13 protein-coding genes are annotated in these 17,487 nt (G+C 58.6%); 8 read left to right on the forward strand and 5 right to left on the reverse strand.

Annotated features, from left to right (window positions below):
- Positions 1–210 precede the first annotated feature (210 nt).
- The 4 genes from P4G45_RS08860 to P4G45_RS08875 all read right to left on the reverse strand — a co-directional run bounded on the left by P4G45_RS08860 (position 211) and on the right by P4G45_RS08875 (position 2,832).
- Entirely contained in the window at positions 211–705 is a 495-nt protein-coding gene (locus P4G45_RS08860) for a hypothetical protein (RefSeq protein ID WP_348266117.1), read from the reverse strand.
- A gap of 132 nt (positions 706–837) precedes the next feature.
- On the reverse strand, positions 838–1,011 hold the full coding sequence (locus P4G45_RS08865) for a hypothetical protein (protein ID WP_348266118.1): 174 nt from the start codon (positions 1,009–1,011) through the stop codon (positions 838–840).
- Complete coding sequence (locus P4G45_RS08870; protein ID WP_348266119.1) at positions 968–1,399, reverse strand: hypothetical protein; 432 nt, start codon at positions 1,397–1,399, stop codon at positions 968–970. Before P4G45_RS08870 ends, P4G45_RS08865 begins: the two co-directional genes overlap by 44 nt.
- Before the next feature lie 26 nt (positions 1,400–1,425).
- Positions 1,426–2,832, reverse strand: a complete 1,407-nt coding sequence (locus P4G45_RS08875; protein ID WP_348266120.1) for a multicopper oxidase domain-containing protein — start codon at positions 2,830–2,832, stop codon at positions 1,426–1,428.
- A 170-nt stretch (positions 2,833–3,002) separates the two neighbouring features.
- Here P4G45_RS08875 and P4G45_RS08880 point away from each other — a divergent pair, with 170 nt between their 5' ends.
- The 8 genes from P4G45_RS08880 to P4G45_RS08915 are packed head-to-tail and all read left to right on the forward strand — an operon-like array spanning position 3,003 to position 16,918.
- Complete coding sequence (locus tag P4G45_RS08880) at positions 3,003–3,821, forward strand: DUF4159 domain-containing protein (protein ID WP_348266121.1); 819 nt, start codon at positions 3,003–3,005, stop codon at positions 3,819–3,821.
- Between the two features lie 31 nt (positions 3,822–3,852).
- On the forward strand, positions 3,853–6,138 hold the full coding sequence (locus P4G45_RS08885; RefSeq protein ID WP_348266122.1) for a hypothetical protein: 2,286 nt from the start codon (positions 3,853–3,855) through the stop codon (positions 6,136–6,138).
- Entirely contained in the window at positions 6,135–7,073 is a 939-nt protein-coding gene (locus P4G45_RS08890; RefSeq protein WP_348266123.1) for a hypothetical protein, read from the forward strand. Before P4G45_RS08885 ends, P4G45_RS08890 begins: the two co-directional genes overlap by 4 nt.
- Complete coding sequence (locus P4G45_RS08895) at positions 7,070–9,268, forward strand: peptidase MA family metallohydrolase (protein WP_348266124.1); 2,199 nt, start codon at positions 7,070–7,072, stop codon at positions 9,266–9,268. Before P4G45_RS08890 ends, P4G45_RS08895 begins: the two co-directional genes overlap by 4 nt.
- Positions 9,269–9,286: 18 nt before the next feature.
- Entirely contained in the window at positions 9,287–10,315 is a 1,029-nt protein-coding gene (locus P4G45_RS08900) for an AAA family ATPase (protein WP_348266125.1), read from the forward strand.
- Positions 10,312–11,202, forward strand: coding sequence for a DUF58 domain-containing protein (locus P4G45_RS08905; RefSeq protein ID WP_348266126.1), 891 nt, complete (start codon positions 10,312–10,314; stop codon positions 11,200–11,202). The genes P4G45_RS08900 and P4G45_RS08905 overlap by 4 nt, the downstream gene beginning before the upstream one ends.
- Positions 11,202–13,247 (forward strand): BatA and WFA domain-containing protein, encoded by a 2,046-nt coding sequence (locus P4G45_RS08910; protein ID WP_348266127.1) that lies wholly within the window; start codon positions 11,202–11,204, stop codon positions 13,245–13,247. Before P4G45_RS08905 ends, P4G45_RS08910 begins: the two co-directional genes overlap by 1 nt.
- Positions 13,244–16,918, forward strand: coding sequence for a hypothetical protein (locus P4G45_RS08915; RefSeq protein WP_348266128.1), 3,675 nt, complete (start codon positions 13,244–13,246; stop codon positions 16,916–16,918). The genes P4G45_RS08910 and P4G45_RS08915 overlap by 4 nt, the downstream gene beginning before the upstream one ends.
- A 414-nt stretch (positions 16,919–17,332) precedes the next feature.
- On the opposite strand, the gene P4G45_RS08920 is transcribed toward P4G45_RS08915, so the two are convergent.
- Positions 17,333–17,476 carry a hypothetical protein gene (locus P4G45_RS08920; RefSeq protein WP_348266129.1) on the reverse strand — a complete coding sequence of 48 codons (144 nt, stop codon included), beginning with the start codon at positions 17,474–17,476 and terminating at the stop codon, positions 17,333–17,335.
- Positions 17,477–17,487: the final 11 nt, after the last annotated feature.

The following is a 17,487-nucleotide window of genomic DNA, read 5'->3' on the forward strand; positions in this document are numbered from 1 at the left end:
GGTTGATGACTGATAAACAGAGAGCTTTGAAATTGAAGAGCGTTAGAGCGTTAGTTGTCTGTAGAAATCCGAATCCTAAGTGCTCTATGCCCTCAAGGGCATAATCTATTGCTCTCCATAAAACGAATCCGTCGATATACGAGGATTGTGGGTTAATCTGACGGTGATGTTCACACTGGATGTGAGGATCGATCCTCACATCCAGAATGGTCATTGAGACAAGACACTCAATACCTTAAGCCTATGTAGACCTGGGCTTGTTGCTCTGGCCGCCTCCCGGCTGTAGCGCCAATTTCCCGGCATATTGGTTGATGTCGTTGTAAGTTTCCCCGAGAACAACGGATGGTTGAAAGTGTTGAAAGTTTCCAACCGCAACTGGAGCTTCATTGCTTCCGTAATGCTGAAGTTTTTGGAAAGATTGGAGTCATCGAGGATAGTCCAGGCTTGGCGAACTCCGGTGTAGACCACATTGGGATTCGCCCCGTCATTCGGGATTTGAACGAAGTCCGGTAGAGTGTAACCGAAGTTGGTCGCTTTCTGCGATTCTGCAATGGCACCGGTCTCGGCGTTTGTGGTCCAGTAACATGGTGCCCACGACTGAAGATTGTGGTTGTCCGAGCGCCAGTAGTGTTTGATTTTTGCGCTATGCACGTAGTCCCATGCGCCGGGCACACACATGGCCGCGCCCGATTGGAAAATAGCCATCGAGGAAAACCCAACACTCCATCAACAATACGGTTTGAGAGGGTGAGTTCCTTAAGGTGCTCCTATTGTCCGTTTTCTGACGCCGCCTTGGTTTGTCACGCAATGGGCTACTGATAATCCCACTAGGGTTCGCTAGCGGGGAGAAAGCATCGCGACGCTTGCTTGCCACTGGAGCTGCTGCTGGTCGAGAATTCCCATCTGGTAATACGCATCGGGCTGGCGCGAATCTGCTGCGATAGCGCGCTTGAGCAGAAGCCCGGCTTCACCCACCCAGGTCTGGCTCGCCGCCTGAGTAGTCGGTGCCATTCAGCAAGCTGTATTGATCAAGATAGTATCTCGTGTAGCCAAAGCGAAACTCATTCAACATGGTCGCCGAGAAGGTGTGATCTTCTGTGATTGAAATCGACTGAGCATCCCCATCCTGATTGTTGGCCTGATCGGCATCCCCAGCGCCCGGGACCACGGTACCGCCGTGATATGGGTCCGTGACCAGCGAATTGTTTGTACCCCAATGATAGATGGCATGTAGGCGGTCTGACTGGGTGTTCACCTGATAAAAACGCGAGTCGATCTGGTTAGTGTTGGATGTAACGGGAGAGTCCACAGCATAGTTCGAGAACCATCCATTGCGGGTTCCGGGGAGGTTGGGCTTGGGGAAAAACTTAGGCAGTGTGTTCAGCCCCGCCGCACTCACGCGGCTCGCCGGAATGATGAGTAGCGTCAGGAGTAGCGGAAGAGCGCTTTGAAGCCGTAGTCCATGTGCTGCTGAATGTGGCAGTGAAAGAGGGCGAGACCGGGCTGGTTGGCGGTGAAATCGACGACGGCACGACCATAATAGGGGACGACCACGGTGTCCTTAATAATGCCCGAGGTTTTCTTGCCGTTGATTTCGGCCAACTCCCACAGGTGGCGGTGCAGGTGCATAGGATGGGCGTCGTCGGTGCGGTTGCGCATGACGAGCCGATAGCGCGTGCCCTGCTGGAGGAGGAACTCGCGCTCGTGAGGATAAGGTTTGCCGTTTACAAGCCAAGAGTTGAACTTGCCCATGCCGCCGGGGATCTTTTCAAAGATAAGCTCGATGGTTTGCTGCGGAGCGGGCGAGATGGCGTTTGGGGCGCCGAAGAGGGTGTAGTCCCAGGACACTTTGGGAGGGTCAACCCACTGGGGACGCCGGGGCTGGCCGGCGTATTCCACTACAACACCGAGCCCGGAGTCGCGAACGATCTTCTCGGTCGAACCGAGCACCCAGACGCCGGGAAGGTTCATCTCGATGACGACATCGATGCGTTCGCCTGCGCCGAGGAAGATGGAATCGAGCGTCTGTGGTGTTGGGACCGGGTTGCCGTCGAGGGCGATGACCTTCATCTTATGACCGGCGAGTGCGATGCGACGGTTTTCGATGGCGCTGGCGTTGAGGAAGTGAATGAGGAGACGCTGCCCTTCGCGGACACGGATAGGGTCACCCGATCCGAGCGCCTTGTCGTTGATCGAGTAGATCATGGAGCTGACTTCGAGACCGTTGGGATCGGTATTGAGTATGGCGGGTTTTTCCAGGAACGGGCCGTTATGGGTGTCGTCATCGTCGTCTTCCATGGTGGCGGTGAAGAAGGGTTCCCAATCGCGGAGGGCAAGAAAGAGCTCCTGGTCGTAGTGGCCGGGGTCGTTGCCACCGTCGACGAAGACGAAGCCGAACTGGCCGGTGTACGCACCTTTGTGCAGGTCGTCCATGGCCATGGCATGAGAGTGGTACCAGCGGCTGCCGGCCGGGCCCGGCGTGAGTTGGAAGCGATGGCTGCCGCGCGGAGGAACCGGCGGCGAATCTTCCTCCTGGGTGCCGTCGACCTCTGGCGGTATAAGCATTCCGTGCCAGTGGACGAGTTCCGGGGTGTCGGTGTCGTTGACGACATCAACGGTGATAGGCTTGCCTTCGCGCATCCGAAGCACCGGTCCTGGTGCAATGGCGTTGTAGCCGATGGTGGAGAGGATGTGCGAGGGGGCGAGTTCGACGGTCACAGGGGCGATGCGGAGGGTGTAGTCCGCTTTGCTGCCGGGCGAGGGCGCGGCGGGGGACATGGCCGCCTGAGCCAGCAGAAACGGACGCATTATGCCGGTTTGCGCCAATGTCATGCCGCCGAGCTTTAGTAAATCGCGCCGTTTCACTGTGGTTCACCACTAAAAACGATTGGAACCGGGACGCCGGGTGCAACAAGCCACCCCCTCGCTCCGTCTATCTACTTATTAGACAGCGTCGCAGGCATTTCTGGTACTCTCGCCGCGCAACTCCCGCGGAGGTCCCGATGAAGCTCTCGCAGATCGCAGTAACGTCGGTAGTGGCTGCAACCTGCTGTGCGGGAGTGTGGGGCTACCAGAGGGTGGCTGACTTCGGGTTCGGGAATGACGATTCTCCGACCAATGTGAAGTCGGAGTTCTACTGGTCGCGGCTGGCCTATACGACCAATACAGAGGACAGCTTCGGCGGGTATGGCGGATATGGCCGTCGTGGCGGATACTGGTGGCGCAATGCCTGGTCGCGCGACTATCCGAAGGCGGACCGCCAGTTCCTGATCGCTATGCACCGGCTGACTCGCATTGACGGACGACCGACGGAGCAGGTTGTGACCCTAGACTCCGACGAGATCTTCAACTATCCGTGGATCTATGCGGTGCAGGTGCAGATGTGGTCGTTCACCGATGCAGAGGCTAAGCGCTTACGAGAATATCTGTTGAAGGGGGGCTTCCTGATGGTGGACGACTTTCACGGAACGGAAGACTGGGAGAACTTTATGAACGGGATGCGACAGGTGCTCCCTGACCGCCCGGTGGAAGATCTCCAGAGCGGGGATGAGATATTCCACACGCTTTACGACGTTGATGACAAGATGCAGATTCCGGGCGAGCAATGGATTCGCACCGGCCGGACGTATGAGAAGGACGGCTACCAACCTAAGTGGCGCGCCATCCGAGACGACAAGGGCCGCATCATGGTCGCCATCTGCCACAACATGCACTTGGGCGATGCATGGGAGTGGGCGGACGATCCAAATTATCCCGAACCGTTTGCCTCGATGGCTTTTCGCGTGGGACTGGACTACATCATCTATGACATGACGCATTAGAACGACGAAGCTTGTACCCGGGTGCAAGGGCATGTTTGAGTTTCTCTTCAAATATCCGAGTCCGGTCTTCACCAAAGGGCGGTTTTTGCTGCTCTCTTCGTGGCCTGTGTGGCTGCTGTTGGTGATCATTGTCGCTTCGATCGGCGGGCTGGCGCTGCTGGTGCACTGGAGACTGCGCGGCGCTGCTCCAAAATTGCAAAGCCGGCGCGCATGGACGGTGTGGGCGATGCAGTCGACGTTCGTGGCGCTGGTGCTTCTGCTGTTGTGGCAGCCGGCGGTCACGGTGGCGGCGCTGAGCTCGCAGCAGAACATTATCGCCGTCGTGGTGGATGACTCGCGCAGCATGGCTATTGCGGACAGCAATGGCAAGACGCGCGAGGCCGCGGCTCTGGCTGTGCTTGAGGACGGCATCATCTCCGGCCTGCAAAAGCGTTTCCAGACGCGCATCTATCGGCTGGACACGGGAGTTGCGCAGGTGGATGACCTTAGCAGCATCGCGCCAACGGAGGCCGCAACACACATCGGCGATGGACTGAAACAGCTCGCCACGGAGACATCCGACCTTCCTGTTGGAGCAATTCTGCTTCTTAGCGATGGCAACCAGAACACTGCCGGGATGAGCGGGTCGGGGATTAGCGTGGATGCGTTCGAGGCATTGCGAAACAGGCATTTGCCGGTACACACGATCGGCTTCGGCAACCCGGAGCACGCACATGACGTGGAACTGGAGAATGCAAGCGTCGCGCCGAGTGCCGTCGTCAATGCGCGTCTGGCCGCAACGGTAAGTTTTGCGCAGCACGGCTATGCAGGCCAGAAGGCGGTGCTCACGGTCCGCGATGGCGACAAGACACTTGTGGCTCAGGAAGTAACGTTGGCGGCTAACGGCGCGATCCAAACAGAGCAGCTTTTTTTCTCCGCTGGCGTCGCAGGTGCGAAGAGCCTTCAGTTTGGAATTGAGCCGCTGGGGGGCGAGGACAACCTTAGCAACAACACGATGACGCGACCGGTGCTGGTGAGCGATGCGAAGCGGAGGATTCTGTACATCGAAGGCGAGCCGCGGTGGGAGTACAAGTTCATCCGGCGCGCGGAAGACGATGATCCCACGGTGCAACTCGTCTCGATGCTGCGCACGAGTGAGAACAAGATCTACCGGCAGGGTATCAGCGATCCAAATGAGCTGGCCGACGGCTTTCCGGTGCGGCCCGAGGATCTCTTCGGCTACGCCGGCATCATTATCGGCTCGGTCGATGCCGATTACTTCACACCGCTACAGCAGGAGCTGTTGTGCGAATATGTCGATCGGCGTGGTGGCGGGGTACTTTTCCTCGGTGGCCGGTCATCGTTGAGCGATGGAGGCTGGGGCGTCTCGAGTATGAATGCGTTGTTGCCTACGTTTCTGCCTGCGGGTCGCAATAACTTTCATCGCAACTCGGCGACTGTGGAGTTGACGGCGGAGGGTGTAGATTCCCCTATTACACGGCTGCTAGATGATCCGATTAAGAATGCCCAGCGCTGGAAGAAGCTGACGTATCTGGCCGATTATGAGGATCCGGGCTCGCCAAAGCCCGGCGCGACTGTACTTGCAGAGATGAACGTTGGGCGTCACGAGTTGCCGCTGCTGATTACGCAGAGCTATGGACACGGCCGCACCGCAATCATGGCGACCGGTGGCACATGGCGGTGGCAGATGAGCGAGGCTCTTGGCGATCGATCGCACGATCTGTTCTGGCAGCAGCTTTTACGTTGGCTGGTTGCGGATTCTCCCGGCCCGGTAACTGCGTCTATGCCAGCCCGAAATCTGATGGACGAGGGTAATGTACAGATCTCGGCGCAGGTGCATGACCGAGAGTTCAAGCCTGCAGGGGACGCGCATGTTACGGCGCACATCGTCGGCCCAGAGGGTGTTAATGCGGTGCTCGAGCTGGCGCCATCGCAGGACACGCCGGGCCTGTATGAGGCAGAGTGGACCGCTGAGAAGCCTGGAGCGTACCTGGGGGAGGTCACGGCGGAGTCCACCGGCAGCAAACCGCAGGAGCTGGGCCGCGACGTGCTGATCTTCCAGCGTGAGAACGGCGTCGCCGAGAATTTCCATACGGAACAGAACCGCCAATTGCTGGAACAGCTTTCAGCGCAGACCGGCGGCCGTTACTGGGAGCCCTCGAAACTGAAGGATTTACCGCGCGACATCTCATATTCGGAAGCGGGAATTTCGGTACGCACGACAAACGAGTTGTGGAATATGCCAATCGTATTTCTGCTTCTGCTGGGGTTGCTGATTGCCGAGTGGCTGCTTCGTCGCAAGTGGGGTGTCGTATGAGCCGCATCTCTTTCCGTATAACTGTCTTCGCAGCGGTCGTTGTGTTCGCGGTGCAGGCGCGTGCGGCAGTTTACTACGTCACCGTAGCCGGGCTTGGCGGTGAGCCGGACTATGAGCAACGCTTCACGGCTGAGGCGAAAGACCTGGACAAAACCTTTAAAGCCGCAGGGGCCGCGGCACATGTCTATACGCTGACAGGTGCGCAGGCAACCGCGTTGCAGTTGAAGGAGACACTGACTGCAGTGGCACACGATGCCAAGGCAGAGGATGATTTTGTACTCATTCTGATCGGTCATGGCTCCTTCGATGGCATCGAGTATAAATTCAACTTAATGGGACCGGATGTGACCGGCGCTGATCTCGCGGCGATGTGCGACCGTATTCCCGCGCGGCGTCAGCTCGTCGTCAACACGACCAGCGCCAGCGGCGGAGGGGTACAGGCGCTCGAGCGACCAGGGCGCGCAGTGATTGCGGCTACGAAGTCGGGCACTGAGAAAAACGCAACGGTCTTTGCGCGCTACTGGGTGGAGGCTTTGCAGGATTCGGCCGCCGACACGGACAAAAGTGACTCCATTAGTGCCATGGAGGCCTTCACCTATGCGACGAAGAAGACGACTGCCTTCTACAACTCGCAGAAGCGGCTGGCAACGGAGCATGCGGTCTTCGATGACGTCGGACATGGGGAAGCAGTGCGCGAGGCCAGCAGTGACCAAGGAGCGCTGATGTCGAGTTTCGCGGTGCTCCGCCTTCACGGAAGTCAGCAGGCAGCGAACGATCCAGCAAAACGTGACCTGCTGGCGAAGAAAGAGGAGCTCGAGCAGAAGATCGACGCACTGAAGTATCAGAAGGCGGCAATGGATCCCGCGGATTACAAGAAGCAGCTAACAACCGCATTACTGGATCTGGCAAGAGTGCAGGAGGACCTCGACAAATGAGACGCCTGATGCTATTTCTTGCACCATTGTTGGCATGCACCGTTGTAGCTCAGGCGGCTGTGCCTGCAGACTGCTGGTCGTTGCGCAAGCATGGGCATCGCGCGGAGGCACAGTCGTGTTTTGAGGGATTGACCCACGGCAACGATGCGTACACGCGGGCCGAAGGCTTCTGGGGCCTTGAAGAGTGGGAGCAGGCGAACGGACAGTTCCGCCTGGCCACGCAGCCGGTGAACAGCAAGGCTATTTACAAAGTGGAGTGGGGCATGTTATTGCACGAACGCTTCAATAATCCCGAGGCCGCCGATCTGTTCCATGAAGCGCTCGCGAAGGAGCCGACGAACGCTCAGGCGTATCTGGGGCTAGCGATTGTCTCGGCAGACGGCTTTGATGGCAAAGCGAGCGAGTACGCAGAGAAGGCCGTTGTGTTCGATCCCAAGCTGGCCGCGGCGCATGAATTGATGGCAGAGCTTGCGCTTGAGAATGATGATCGTGACGCGGCTACAGCAGAGGCCGACAAAGCGATTGCATTGGAAGATGACGCTCTAGATGCGATGGCGATCCATGCCGCGGTGGAACTGATTGATGATCGCACTCCGGATGCGTGGTTCGCGAAGATTGCCGCGATTAACCCCCACCATGGCGAAGGTTATGCACTGGTGGCGCATCAGCTCGAGATGCACTATCGCTACGAGGACGCGGTGACGTACTACCGCAAGGCGGTCGCAGCCGACCCGCGGCTGTGGTCGGCGCATTCAGCACTTGGTCTTGATCTTATGAGGCTTGGGAAGGAAGATGAGCCGCTAAAGGAGCTGGAGCTGAGTTATAACAACGGCCATCGGGACGCCGCGACAGTGAATAGCCTGCGCTTGCTGGACAGCTATAAAAATTTCGAGACCTTTCGCGACGATGCGACGATTCTCAGGTTGAACAAAACGGAGGCCGAGTTGTTACGGCCTTATCTGCAGACAGAACTGCACACGATTCTCGCAACGTATGACAAGAAATACCGAATGAAGCTACCCGGCCCAGTGCAAGTTGAGGTCTATCCGAATCACGAGGACTTTGCCGTGCGTACGATGGGAATGCCGGGGCTCGGCGCGCTCGGCGTGACCTTTGGAGAGATCATTGCAATGGACAGCCCGTCTGCGCGCAGGCCCGGCGACTTTAACTGGGGCGCGACCCTTTGGCATGAGATGAGCCACGTCTACATCTTGACAGCCACCAACCATCGCGTACCGCGTTGGTTCACCGAGGGATTGGCGGTCCATGAAGAAGGCGAACGCTCTGTTGAATGGGGCAATCGCGCCACGCCTGAGGTGCTCATCGCGATTCGTGATAAGAGGTTGTTGCCAATTGAGAAGCTGGACCGCGGCTTCGTCTATCCGGAGTATCCATCGCAGCTTGTTGTCTCGTATTTTCAGGCAGGCAGCGTTTGTGACTTCGTAAAAGAGAAGTGGAGCGAAGAGAAGCTGCTGGAGATGGTCCATTCGTACGCGAAGGTGCAAGCGACGACGCAGGTTGTACAGCGGGACCTTGGACTGACACCGGAGGAGTTCAACAGACAGTACTTTGCGTGGATCGACAAGAAGTACGGCGCAGAAGCTGCGCACTTCGACGATTGGCACGAGAAGATGAAGACACTGGTAGCGACATCGGAGCAAAAGCAGTATGACGCCGTGCTGGCGCAGGGACCTGCGGTTTTGGCGATGTACCCCGAATACGTCGGCGACGCGAACGTCTATGAACTGATGGCTGATGCGGACAAAGCAAAGGGCGATACAAAGGCCGAATTGGCGGCGCTTATTGCTTACGAACATGAAGGCGGTCAGGAGCCTGATGCCTTGAAGCGGCTGGCTGCGCTGGAAGATGCCTCTGGGCAACAAGCTGAGGCGGCCGCCACTCTGGAGCGCCTGAACTATATCTATCCGGTCAACGATGAGGAATTACATCGCCGGCTGGGCGAATTGCTGTACGCGCAGAAGCACTATGATGGCGCAATCCACGAGTATGCGGCGGTTCTGGCTTCTAATCCACTGGACAAGGCAGGCGCGGAGTTTCATCTTGCGCAGGCCTACCTTGCGGCAGGACAGAGAGACAAAGCTCAGGAGAGTGTGCTGGCCGCGCTGGAAGCAGCGCCGGGGTATCGTCCGGCGCAAAAACTCTTGCTGGAGTTGAATCAATCCCCCAACAAATAACTAACGAGGACAAAATCGATGGCTACTTTTGCCGACTTGAATCCGGATGCAGCACAACTTCAGCAGCGGGTTGAACGCTTTCACGAGGTGCGCGAAAGCATTGTGCGACAGGTGCGCGAAGTGATTGTGGGACAAGACGAAGTTCTGGACCAGGTACTGATAGCGCTTTTTGTAGGAGGCCACTGTTTGATTACCGGCCTGCCAGGAACGGCGAAGACGCTCATGGTGCGCACCATCGCCGAGGCTCTGGGTCTCGAGTTTCGGCGCATTCAGTTCACACCTGATCTGATGCCCTCCGACATAACGGGAACCGACATCATTGAAGAAGATCTGGTTACGGGGCATCGTAAGTGGACCTTCGTAGAAGGCCCCATCTTCGGCAACATCCTGCTGGCAGACGAGATCAACCGCACACCGCCTAAGACGCAGGCCGCCCTGCTCGAGGCGATGCAGGAACGTTCCTGCACCGTACGCGGACACATCTATCAATTGCCCGCGCCGTTCTTCGTGCTGGCCACGCAGAACCCCATTGAGCTGGAAGGTACTTATCCGCTCCCGGAAGCGCAGTTGGATCGTTTTCTGTTCAATACTATTCTGGATTATTTGAGCGCCGCGGATGAGTTGAAGGTTGTGGACCTTACGACAACGACCCATACGGCAACTATCACGCCGGTTACTTCGGCGGAAGAGTTGCTCGACTTTCAGCAGCTTGTGCGCATGGTGCCTATCGCAGATTCGCTCGCGCGATATGTAGTGAGCCTTGTGCGCGCCACGCGCCAGAGGAGCGAGAATGCCCCCGACTTCGTGAAGAAGTACGTGAACTACGGAGGGAGCATTCGTGCAGCGCAATTCATCGTGCTGGCCGCGAAGGCACGGGCACTCACGCGAAATCGTTATCACGTCACGTATGACGACATTACGTCGCTGGCGGTGCCGGTATTGCGGCATCGCATCCTGCTTAACTTCCATGCGGAGTCCGAACGTATCGACGCGGACGAGATCCTGAATCGGATCATCGAATACGTGCCTCGCCAGAAGGAGAGATGATGCAGCGATTCCTTGATCCCGCAGTGCTGGCCGGCATCTCTTCGCTGGACCTGCTGGCAAAGACGGTGGTGGATGGCTTTGTGGCCGGCCTGCATCGTTCGCCGGACTTCGGCTTCAGCCAGGAGTTCGCCGAGTATCGTGCCTATGTGCCCGGTGACGATCTGCGCTACGTAGACTGGAACCTCTTCGCGCGCACCGAACGCTGCTACCTCAAACGCTATCGCGGCGAGACGAACAGCCAGCTAGTCATTCTGCTTGATGCAAGTAACTCGATGCTGTACACGTCGGGTCCTCTCAAGAAGATGGATTACGCGCGCTTCATCGCGGCGTCACTTTTCTATCTGGCTATCCGCAATCAGCGAGATGCTGCGGGGCTCATCGTCTTTGATGATGAGGTACGGGAGTACATACGGCCATCGACCCGACAGGGCCAGCTTGCGCGGCTCTTTGCCGGTCTTGAACGGGCCGAGCCGCGCGCACGTACGGACTTCGGCAAGCCCCTGCAGCACTTTCAGTCGCTACTGCACCGGCGCGGCATCGTGATTGTTATCTCCGATTTTTATGAGGAACCGGAGACGATTGTGCGTACCATCGAACCGTTGCGCTTCCACGGCAACGATGTTGTGCTCTTTCACATCCTCGACCCACAAGAGGTGCGGCCTGTGCTGAACGGGCCCGCTATTCTGGTTGATCTTGAAACCGACCAGAAAATCGAAGTTATCCCGGCGTACACGAAGACTACGTATCGCGCGAAGATGGAGGCGCATATTGAGCAGCTTCGCTCGCGCACGCGGGGGACGGGTATGGATTATCAGATGATCGTTACCGATCAACCTCTCGATGCGACGTTGCGTGAATATTTGACACTGCGGCAGGAGGGGAACTGATGGGATTCCTTTCTCCATGGTTTCTAGCGGGTCTTGCGGCGTTGAGCGTTCCAATCTTCGTGCATCTGTTGCGCAAGCATGTGACCATACCACGTCCGGTGAGCTCACTGATGTTTTTCGAGCGCGGAACGCAGAGCTCCGCGCGCCACCGACTGTTGCGGTATCTACTTCTGTTTGCCCTGCGGTTCGCATTATCGCTGCTAATTGTGATTGCGTTTGCCAATCCATTTGTGCGGCGGCCCGCTGCAAACGCAACCGGCCACCTGTCGTTGATTGTGTTGGATGATTCGTTCAGTATGCGCGTGGGAACGCGCTTCGCAGACGCGAAGCAACAGGCGCTTCGGTTGCTCGCTACAAAGCCCCATTCGCAGAAGGTGCAGGTGATGGCCTTGGGAGGACAGCTAGAGGTGCTGACACAGCCGATTCCCGATGAGGTGCAATTGCGCTCGGCGATCGAGAGCATTAAACCTGGGGATGGCCGCGCAAACTTTGGTGAGTTGGGTAGAAGCGTTCGCGCTATGGCTGAAACGGTACGCGTGCCGATCGACGTGCATCTCTTCAGCGATATGCAACGGACGGCAATGCCGGCAAACTTTGCCGAGATGGTACTGCCAGCGAGCGCGACGTTGATCCTGCATCCGATAGCGAATGGCACTGCGCCTCCTAACTGGACGGTGGAGAGCGTGAGCGCGCCGGCGGAGCTTGATGACCCAAAGGACCCGCGGCGGTCCCGCGTTCAAGCCGTGGTGAAGGGGTTTAGCACACCCGCAACCGAGAAGACGATATCGCTGGTCGTGAATGACAAAGTAGCGGCGACGCGCAAGGTGAACGTGCCCGCCAATGGACGCGCTTCAGTAGAGTTTGCTCCGTTGGATTTAGGGTATGGCTTCAATCGCTGCGAGGTGCGGATAGAAGGCGGTGACGCATTTCCTGCAGACGACGCAAGCGTCTTCGCGGTACGCCGTTCGGACCCGGAGCGGGTACTTTTCGTGCACGTTGCGAACGATACGCGATCCGCGCTGTACTTCGGTTCGGCGCTGGCGGCGGCTGCTCAGGGATCATTCGTGTTGCAACCGATAACTGCGGAGGAGACCACGGATCTTGATCCGTCGAAGTACGCTTTTGTAGTGTTGTCAGATTCGGTCTCGCTGCCGTTGATCTTCGAGCATACGCTCGAGCAGTACGTCTCGAAAGGAGGCAGCGTTCTTGTTGCTTTGGGAGCAGGCGCCAGGTCTCACATGCGTATCCCGCTGTGGGCGGGCGATGTGAAGGGCATGCATGATTACGCGCGCGATGGTGCTGCGGCGACGGTCGGCCAGGTAGACTTCACGCATCCCGCGCTCGAACAGACGCAACCAGGGCGTGACAATGGCGGCTGGGCGGAGACGAAGTTCTTCTACGCTGCGATAGTCGATCCCCTGCAGACGCGGGTTGCGGCGCGACTGAGCGATGGCACACCTCTGCTGCTCGACAGGCTGATGGGCGAGGGCCGCGTTTTATTGTTTACATCCGGGTTAGAAAACCTGACCAACGATCTGCCGCTGCACCCGGTCTTTGTGGCGTTCGTGGACAAGACGGCTCGATATCTTTCGGGTAGCGAACGGCTGAGTGGCTCCCGCCTCGTCGATTCACTCGTACAACTTCGCTCCGCTCCCAAGTCAGTGGGTGAAGTGGCGAGCGTTGAGGTCATCGACCCTGGCGGACAGCGACCGCTCTCGCTGGCTGAGGCGCGCAGCGCGGAGACCCTCAAGTTGCAGCGGGCAGGCTTCTATCAGATTCGTTTTGCTAATGGACGCGATGCAATCATTGGGGTTAACCCTGACCGGCGGGAATCGGACCTCGAACCGATTGCATCGGATGTGCAGCAACTTTGGAGTGGAAGCAAGAGCGGCACGTCTAAACAGGCAAACGCGGTTGCTATCGCCGATGCAAAATCCCGTCCCATGAGCCTGTGGTGGTACGTTATGCTGCTTGCATTGGTGGTCGCGCTGGCGGAGATCACAGTGGCCAGCGCCTACATAGGCACGCAGCGGGAGGAAGTATGAGCAGGCAGAGCGAGCTCAACTCCTACATCATGCGGCTGCAGCGCAGGTTGCGGCTAGGGGCGTGGTTACGCGGCACGGCAATCTTCGCCGGCACTGCTCTCATTGTCACAATTGCATTGGTGCTTCTGCTCAATCACTATGCCTTTCCGACAAGAGGGGTCACGGACGCTCGCCTTGCGATGCTCATCGTGCTCGCAGCAGTCGGGGCTGTTTGTATCGCGCTTCCGCTGATTCGGCTGACCCGAACACGGGCTGTGCGCGCAGCCGAAGCCGCGCATCCTGAGCTTGAGGAGAGGCTTACCACCTTCCATGAGCGTGAGTACGACGGCGATCCCTTTCTCGAATTGCTCGCGGTGGACACGCTTGCGCGAACGCATGGTGCAGCGCCGTCATCGCTGGTCCCGGACAACCGCCTCTTTGCGTTGGGTGGCGCGGGCCTTGCGTGTCTTGGCGCGCTGGTATGGATGATCGCAGCTGGACCGGGATATGTCGGCTACGGCGCTTCGCTGCTCTGGACAGGGCCTAAGAAGGATGTGGCTCCGCTGTACGCAATAACCGTAGCGCCGGGTGACATTACGGTGCGGCGCAACAGCGATCAACTTATCACGGCGCACGTCACCGGCATGAGGCCGGAGAGCGCGAAGATATTCGCCCATTATCAGAGCGCAAGCGCGTGGGAGCCTGTCACCATGCAGGCACAGGCGGACAATGGCGGTGCGGCGGCGTATCAGTTCGTCTTTGCTGGCCTGCCGGAGAACGTCGAGTATTATGTGGCCGCCGGCCCACTGGCTTCGCCGCGCTACAAAGTGCGTGTGGTAGACCTTCCCTCCGTCAAGGGGATTCGAGTTACGTATCAGTATCCGAAGTGGACCGGAATGAAGCCGGTGACCGAAGAACATTCGGGAGATCTGCGCGCGATCGAAGGGACGGACGCCGCAATCGAGGTCGAGATGGACCGTCCGCTGAAGGACGGACAACTAATGCTCGACGGTGGCAAGACGATTCAACTCGCGGGTAGCGAGGGAAACAAGTATCGGGGCACCATCCATATGGAGAAGGATGGCACCTATCATGTGGCGGCTACTGATGAAGGTCAACCGGTGCGGCTGACGGAGGACTACTTTATCGCGACCGACAAGGTGATGCCGCCCGAAGTTGTCATCAACCGTCCTAGCGGCGACTATCGTGCCAGTCCGATTGAAGAGGTAACCATCGGTGTTAAGGCGGCCGATCAATTTGGACTGAATGACGTGCGTCTGCACTACTCCGTAAATGGAGAACCCAATCGCGACGTGAGCCTGCTCAAGGCTCTCGGCGCGAAAGACTCAGACAGCTCCTACACGCTGCGACTCGAAGATTTCAAGCTGGCGCCTGGCGACCTAGTGAGCCTTTATGCAACGGCGCGGGATGGCCATGCCGAGTCCCGCACCGATATCAAGTTCATTCAAGCCGATCCGTTTGAGCGTGAGTTTTCGCAGTCGCAGCAGAGCGGTGGCGGCGGTGGTGGTGGAGGAGGGCAGAACAATCAGACCGAGATATCCAAGCGTGAGAAGGAACTGATTGCCGCGACGTGGAAGCAGCAGAACGACAAGTCCGCAACCGCGAAGGATGCCGCCGTTGCGGGGCAGTTCCTCTCGGAAGCACAGCAGAAGCTGCGCGACCAGGTGACGGCGCTTTCAGCCCGCATGGAGAGCCGCGATCTCTCCGAGGCAAACGAGGAGTTCACCAGCTTCGAAAAGGATATGCAGGCCGCAGCCGAGGCTATGGCTCCTTCGGCGGACAAGCTCAAGGGCATGCAGTGGAAGGATGCGATTCCTCTCGAACAGAAGGCGCTGCAAGCTCTGCTTCATGCAGAGGCCACGTTCCGACAGATCCAAGTTGCCTTTGGCCAGCAGGGTGGCGGAGGCGGTGGGGGCACAAACAGCGCGGGACGCGATCTGGCCAGTCTGTTTGACCTTGAGCTGGATACGGAGAAGAACCAGTATGAGACCGCACAGACGGCCTCTCCGGCAGAGCAGCACCAGAAGGGTGTAGAAGACGCACTCGCGAAGCTCGACGCACTTGCGAAGCGACAAGAGGAACTGGCCAATCAACAACACAATACACAGCAGAGCTTCTCGGAGCGTTGGCAGCAGGAGATGCTGCGCCGCGAAGCAGAAGAACTGCAGCGCCAGATGGAACAGCTGACGCAGAACGGCCAGGGGCAGCAGGGTGGCCAGCAACAAAACGGGCAGCAGAGTGGCCGGCAGCGGAACGATCAGGCTTCCGGACAGTCATCACAATCTTCCGACCAGCGGATCGAGCAAGCGCTGAGCCGGTTGCGGCAGGCGAGCGACGCGATGAAACGCAGCGGCGGACCCCAGAGCGCCGATGCCGCCAAGCAGGCTGCTGAGCGTCTACAGGAGGCGACAAACCTGCTGGGCGGAACGCAGCAGCAACTCGCCTCCGGAGAGCTGGGCTTGTTATCGCACGAGGCGGAACGACTGACCCAGGAGGAGCGCGCGCAGTCGGACCGAATCGACAAGCTCGCGAATCAGTCGAACGATACGGGCACGATGGACCGGGACAGCATGATGGCGCGTCTGCGCGAGCGCGACCAGCTGGCCGGGGACCGGCAACAACTCTCCAACGATCTTTCGAAGCTGCAGCAGAACGTACGCGACGCCGCTCGCGAGATGGCTCCGAACCAGCCGGACGTCGCCCAGAAGCTCCGCGATGCGCTGACAGAGATGGATCAGTCCGACCTGGACAACCATGTGCAGCGGACCGCCGACTGGCTGCGTGGCGGCATCAATCCGAACTCCAATGGCACGGAGAAGGAGATCGCTCAGGGACTCGGAAAGCTGAGTCAGCAACTACACCAAGCGCAACAGGAGATGGGACAAATCAAACCCGGCCAGCGCGGCGCCGGACAACACGATCAGACTGCGGCGCTCAGTCGGGTCGAGCGGTTGCGCGGCCAACTGGAGGCGATGGCTATTTCACGGCGCTGGAACGGCCAACAGCCGGGACAGAGCAATCAGCAGGAACGCACCGGTCGGCCGGCCCAAAGCAGCAACAAGAGCGACAGTCGGCAGGGTCATGCGAACGACAACGGGCAACAGCAGGGCCAGCCGGGTCGCGGCGATCAACGACAAGGTAAGAATCTGCAAGGCGGCCAGCAACAGGCTGGTGGCCCTGGCTGGCGGCCAGGCGATCCAAACGCACAGCGCGGCGAACAGAGCGGGGATGTCCGGTACGGTGGTGGCGGAGTGGACGGCACCGTATGGGGCAACATCAACACCGGCAACAATCGCTACGGTCAGGCGGGCCAGCGGGCGGTTCCAACTGATGCCTCCGGCAACCCTGCCGACACTGAACGCATGTATAGGCAGGGTATGCGCGAGCTGAGCCAACTACGCCAGATAGTTAAGGGCGATTCGCATGCCACGCAAGAGGTACAGGATCTGACGCAGCAGATGCAGCAGCTTGACCCTAACCGCTTCCCTGGCAATCCGGCGATGGTCGAACAGATGTACCGTGAGATGCTGAGTTCCGTCGATCGCATCGAGTTCCAATTGCAGCGCGACGGCGCGTCGCCTGAAGCGCGTACGGGCAAACCCTACGCCGTTCCTGCGGGATATCAGGATTCGGTGGCGGAGTACTACCGGCGGCTGAGCGAGCATCGCTGAGGCCCCCGGGTATTTTTGGTCTAAGCGCTTGATAGCGCTCGCTCGCACCGCGTTCAACCCTCATTCTTCCTATTTCCTGCTGCAAGGTGAGAGTCTCCCTCCGCTAGCTCCGATGTAGCCCTGTTTTAAGGAGCCTTCCGGCACGTCCTCCATGGCCTTCAGCCAAGGCAAATTACTCTTCGCCGTTCTCCTCTTCCCTACCGAACCACTCTGGAGGTATCAGGTTGAACTCAGGCAATCGAATGCGGCATCGATCTTGGAATGACGGGTAAAACCTATTCTGGTTTTGCATGCCCTAGAGGTTCTCGACCAGCGCGGCATCGCCGATCGCTTCCTCACGCAGGGCCAAGCGATACAGGGTGGCAGGGTTCGCCCACGTTCGGCCTACATCGGCGATTTTCCGACCTGGCATAACTATGGGCTCGCTCTCTTGCGAAGCGTCGAGTTGCCCGAGGAGCCGGAGAGGAGAATGCACCATAACTTGGCCCCGTAAAGCTGGCTGTGACCAAGCGCGTCCGCCTGATCGAGAAAGGACACGGGCGCCATCATGTCAATCATGGGCTTCGCGC

Origin of the sequence: Edaphobacter paludis (assembly GCF_039993895.1) — a bacterium.
GTDB classification, from domain to species: Bacteria; Acidobacteriota; Terriglobia; order Terriglobales; family Acidobacteriaceae; genus Edaphobacter; species Edaphobacter paludis.

Bases quoted from the DNA above. Each gene is read 5' to 3' on its own strand.
- P4G45_RS08860 (WP_348266117.1), bottom strand. From the start codon at position 705: ATGGCTATTTTCCAATCGGGCGCGGCCATGTGTGTGCCCGGCGCATGG.
- P4G45_RS08865 (WP_348266118.1), bottom strand. From the start codon at position 1,011: ATGGCACCGACTACTCAGGCGGCGAGCCAGACCTGGGTGGGTGAAGCC.
- P4G45_RS08875 (WP_348266120.1), bottom strand. From the start codon at position 2,832: ATGACATTGGCGCAAACCGGCATAATGCGTCCGTTTCTGCTGGCTCAG.
- P4G45_RS08880 (WP_348266121.1), top strand. From the start codon at position 3,003: ATGAAGCTCTCGCAGATCGCAGTAACGTCGGTAGTGGCTGCAACCTGC.
- P4G45_RS08885 (WP_348266122.1), top strand. From the start codon at position 3,853: ATGTTTGAGTTTCTCTTCAAATATCCGAGTCCGGTCTTCACCAAAGGG.
- P4G45_RS08890 (WP_348266123.1), top strand. From the start codon at position 6,135: ATGAGCCGCATCTCTTTCCGTATAACTGTCTTCGCAGCGGTCGTTGTG.
- P4G45_RS08895 (WP_348266124.1), top strand. From the start codon at position 7,070: ATGAGACGCCTGATGCTATTTCTTGCACCATTGTTGGCATGCACCGTT.
- P4G45_RS08900 (WP_348266125.1), top strand. From the start codon at position 9,287: ATGGCTACTTTTGCCGACTTGAATCCGGATGCAGCACAACTTCAGCAG.
- P4G45_RS08905 (WP_348266126.1), top strand. From the start codon at position 10,312: ATGATGCAGCGATTCCTTGATCCCGCAGTGCTGGCCGGCATCTCTTCG.
- P4G45_RS08910 (WP_348266127.1), top strand. From the start codon at position 11,202: ATGGGATTCCTTTCTCCATGGTTTCTAGCGGGTCTTGCGGCGTTGAGC.
- P4G45_RS08915 (WP_348266128.1), top strand. From the start codon at position 13,244: ATGAGCAGGCAGAGCGAGCTCAACTCCTACATCATGCGGCTGCAGCGC.
- P4G45_RS08920 (WP_348266129.1), bottom strand. From the start codon at position 17,476: ATGATTGACATGATGGCGCCCGTGTCCTTTCTCGATCAGGCGGACGCG.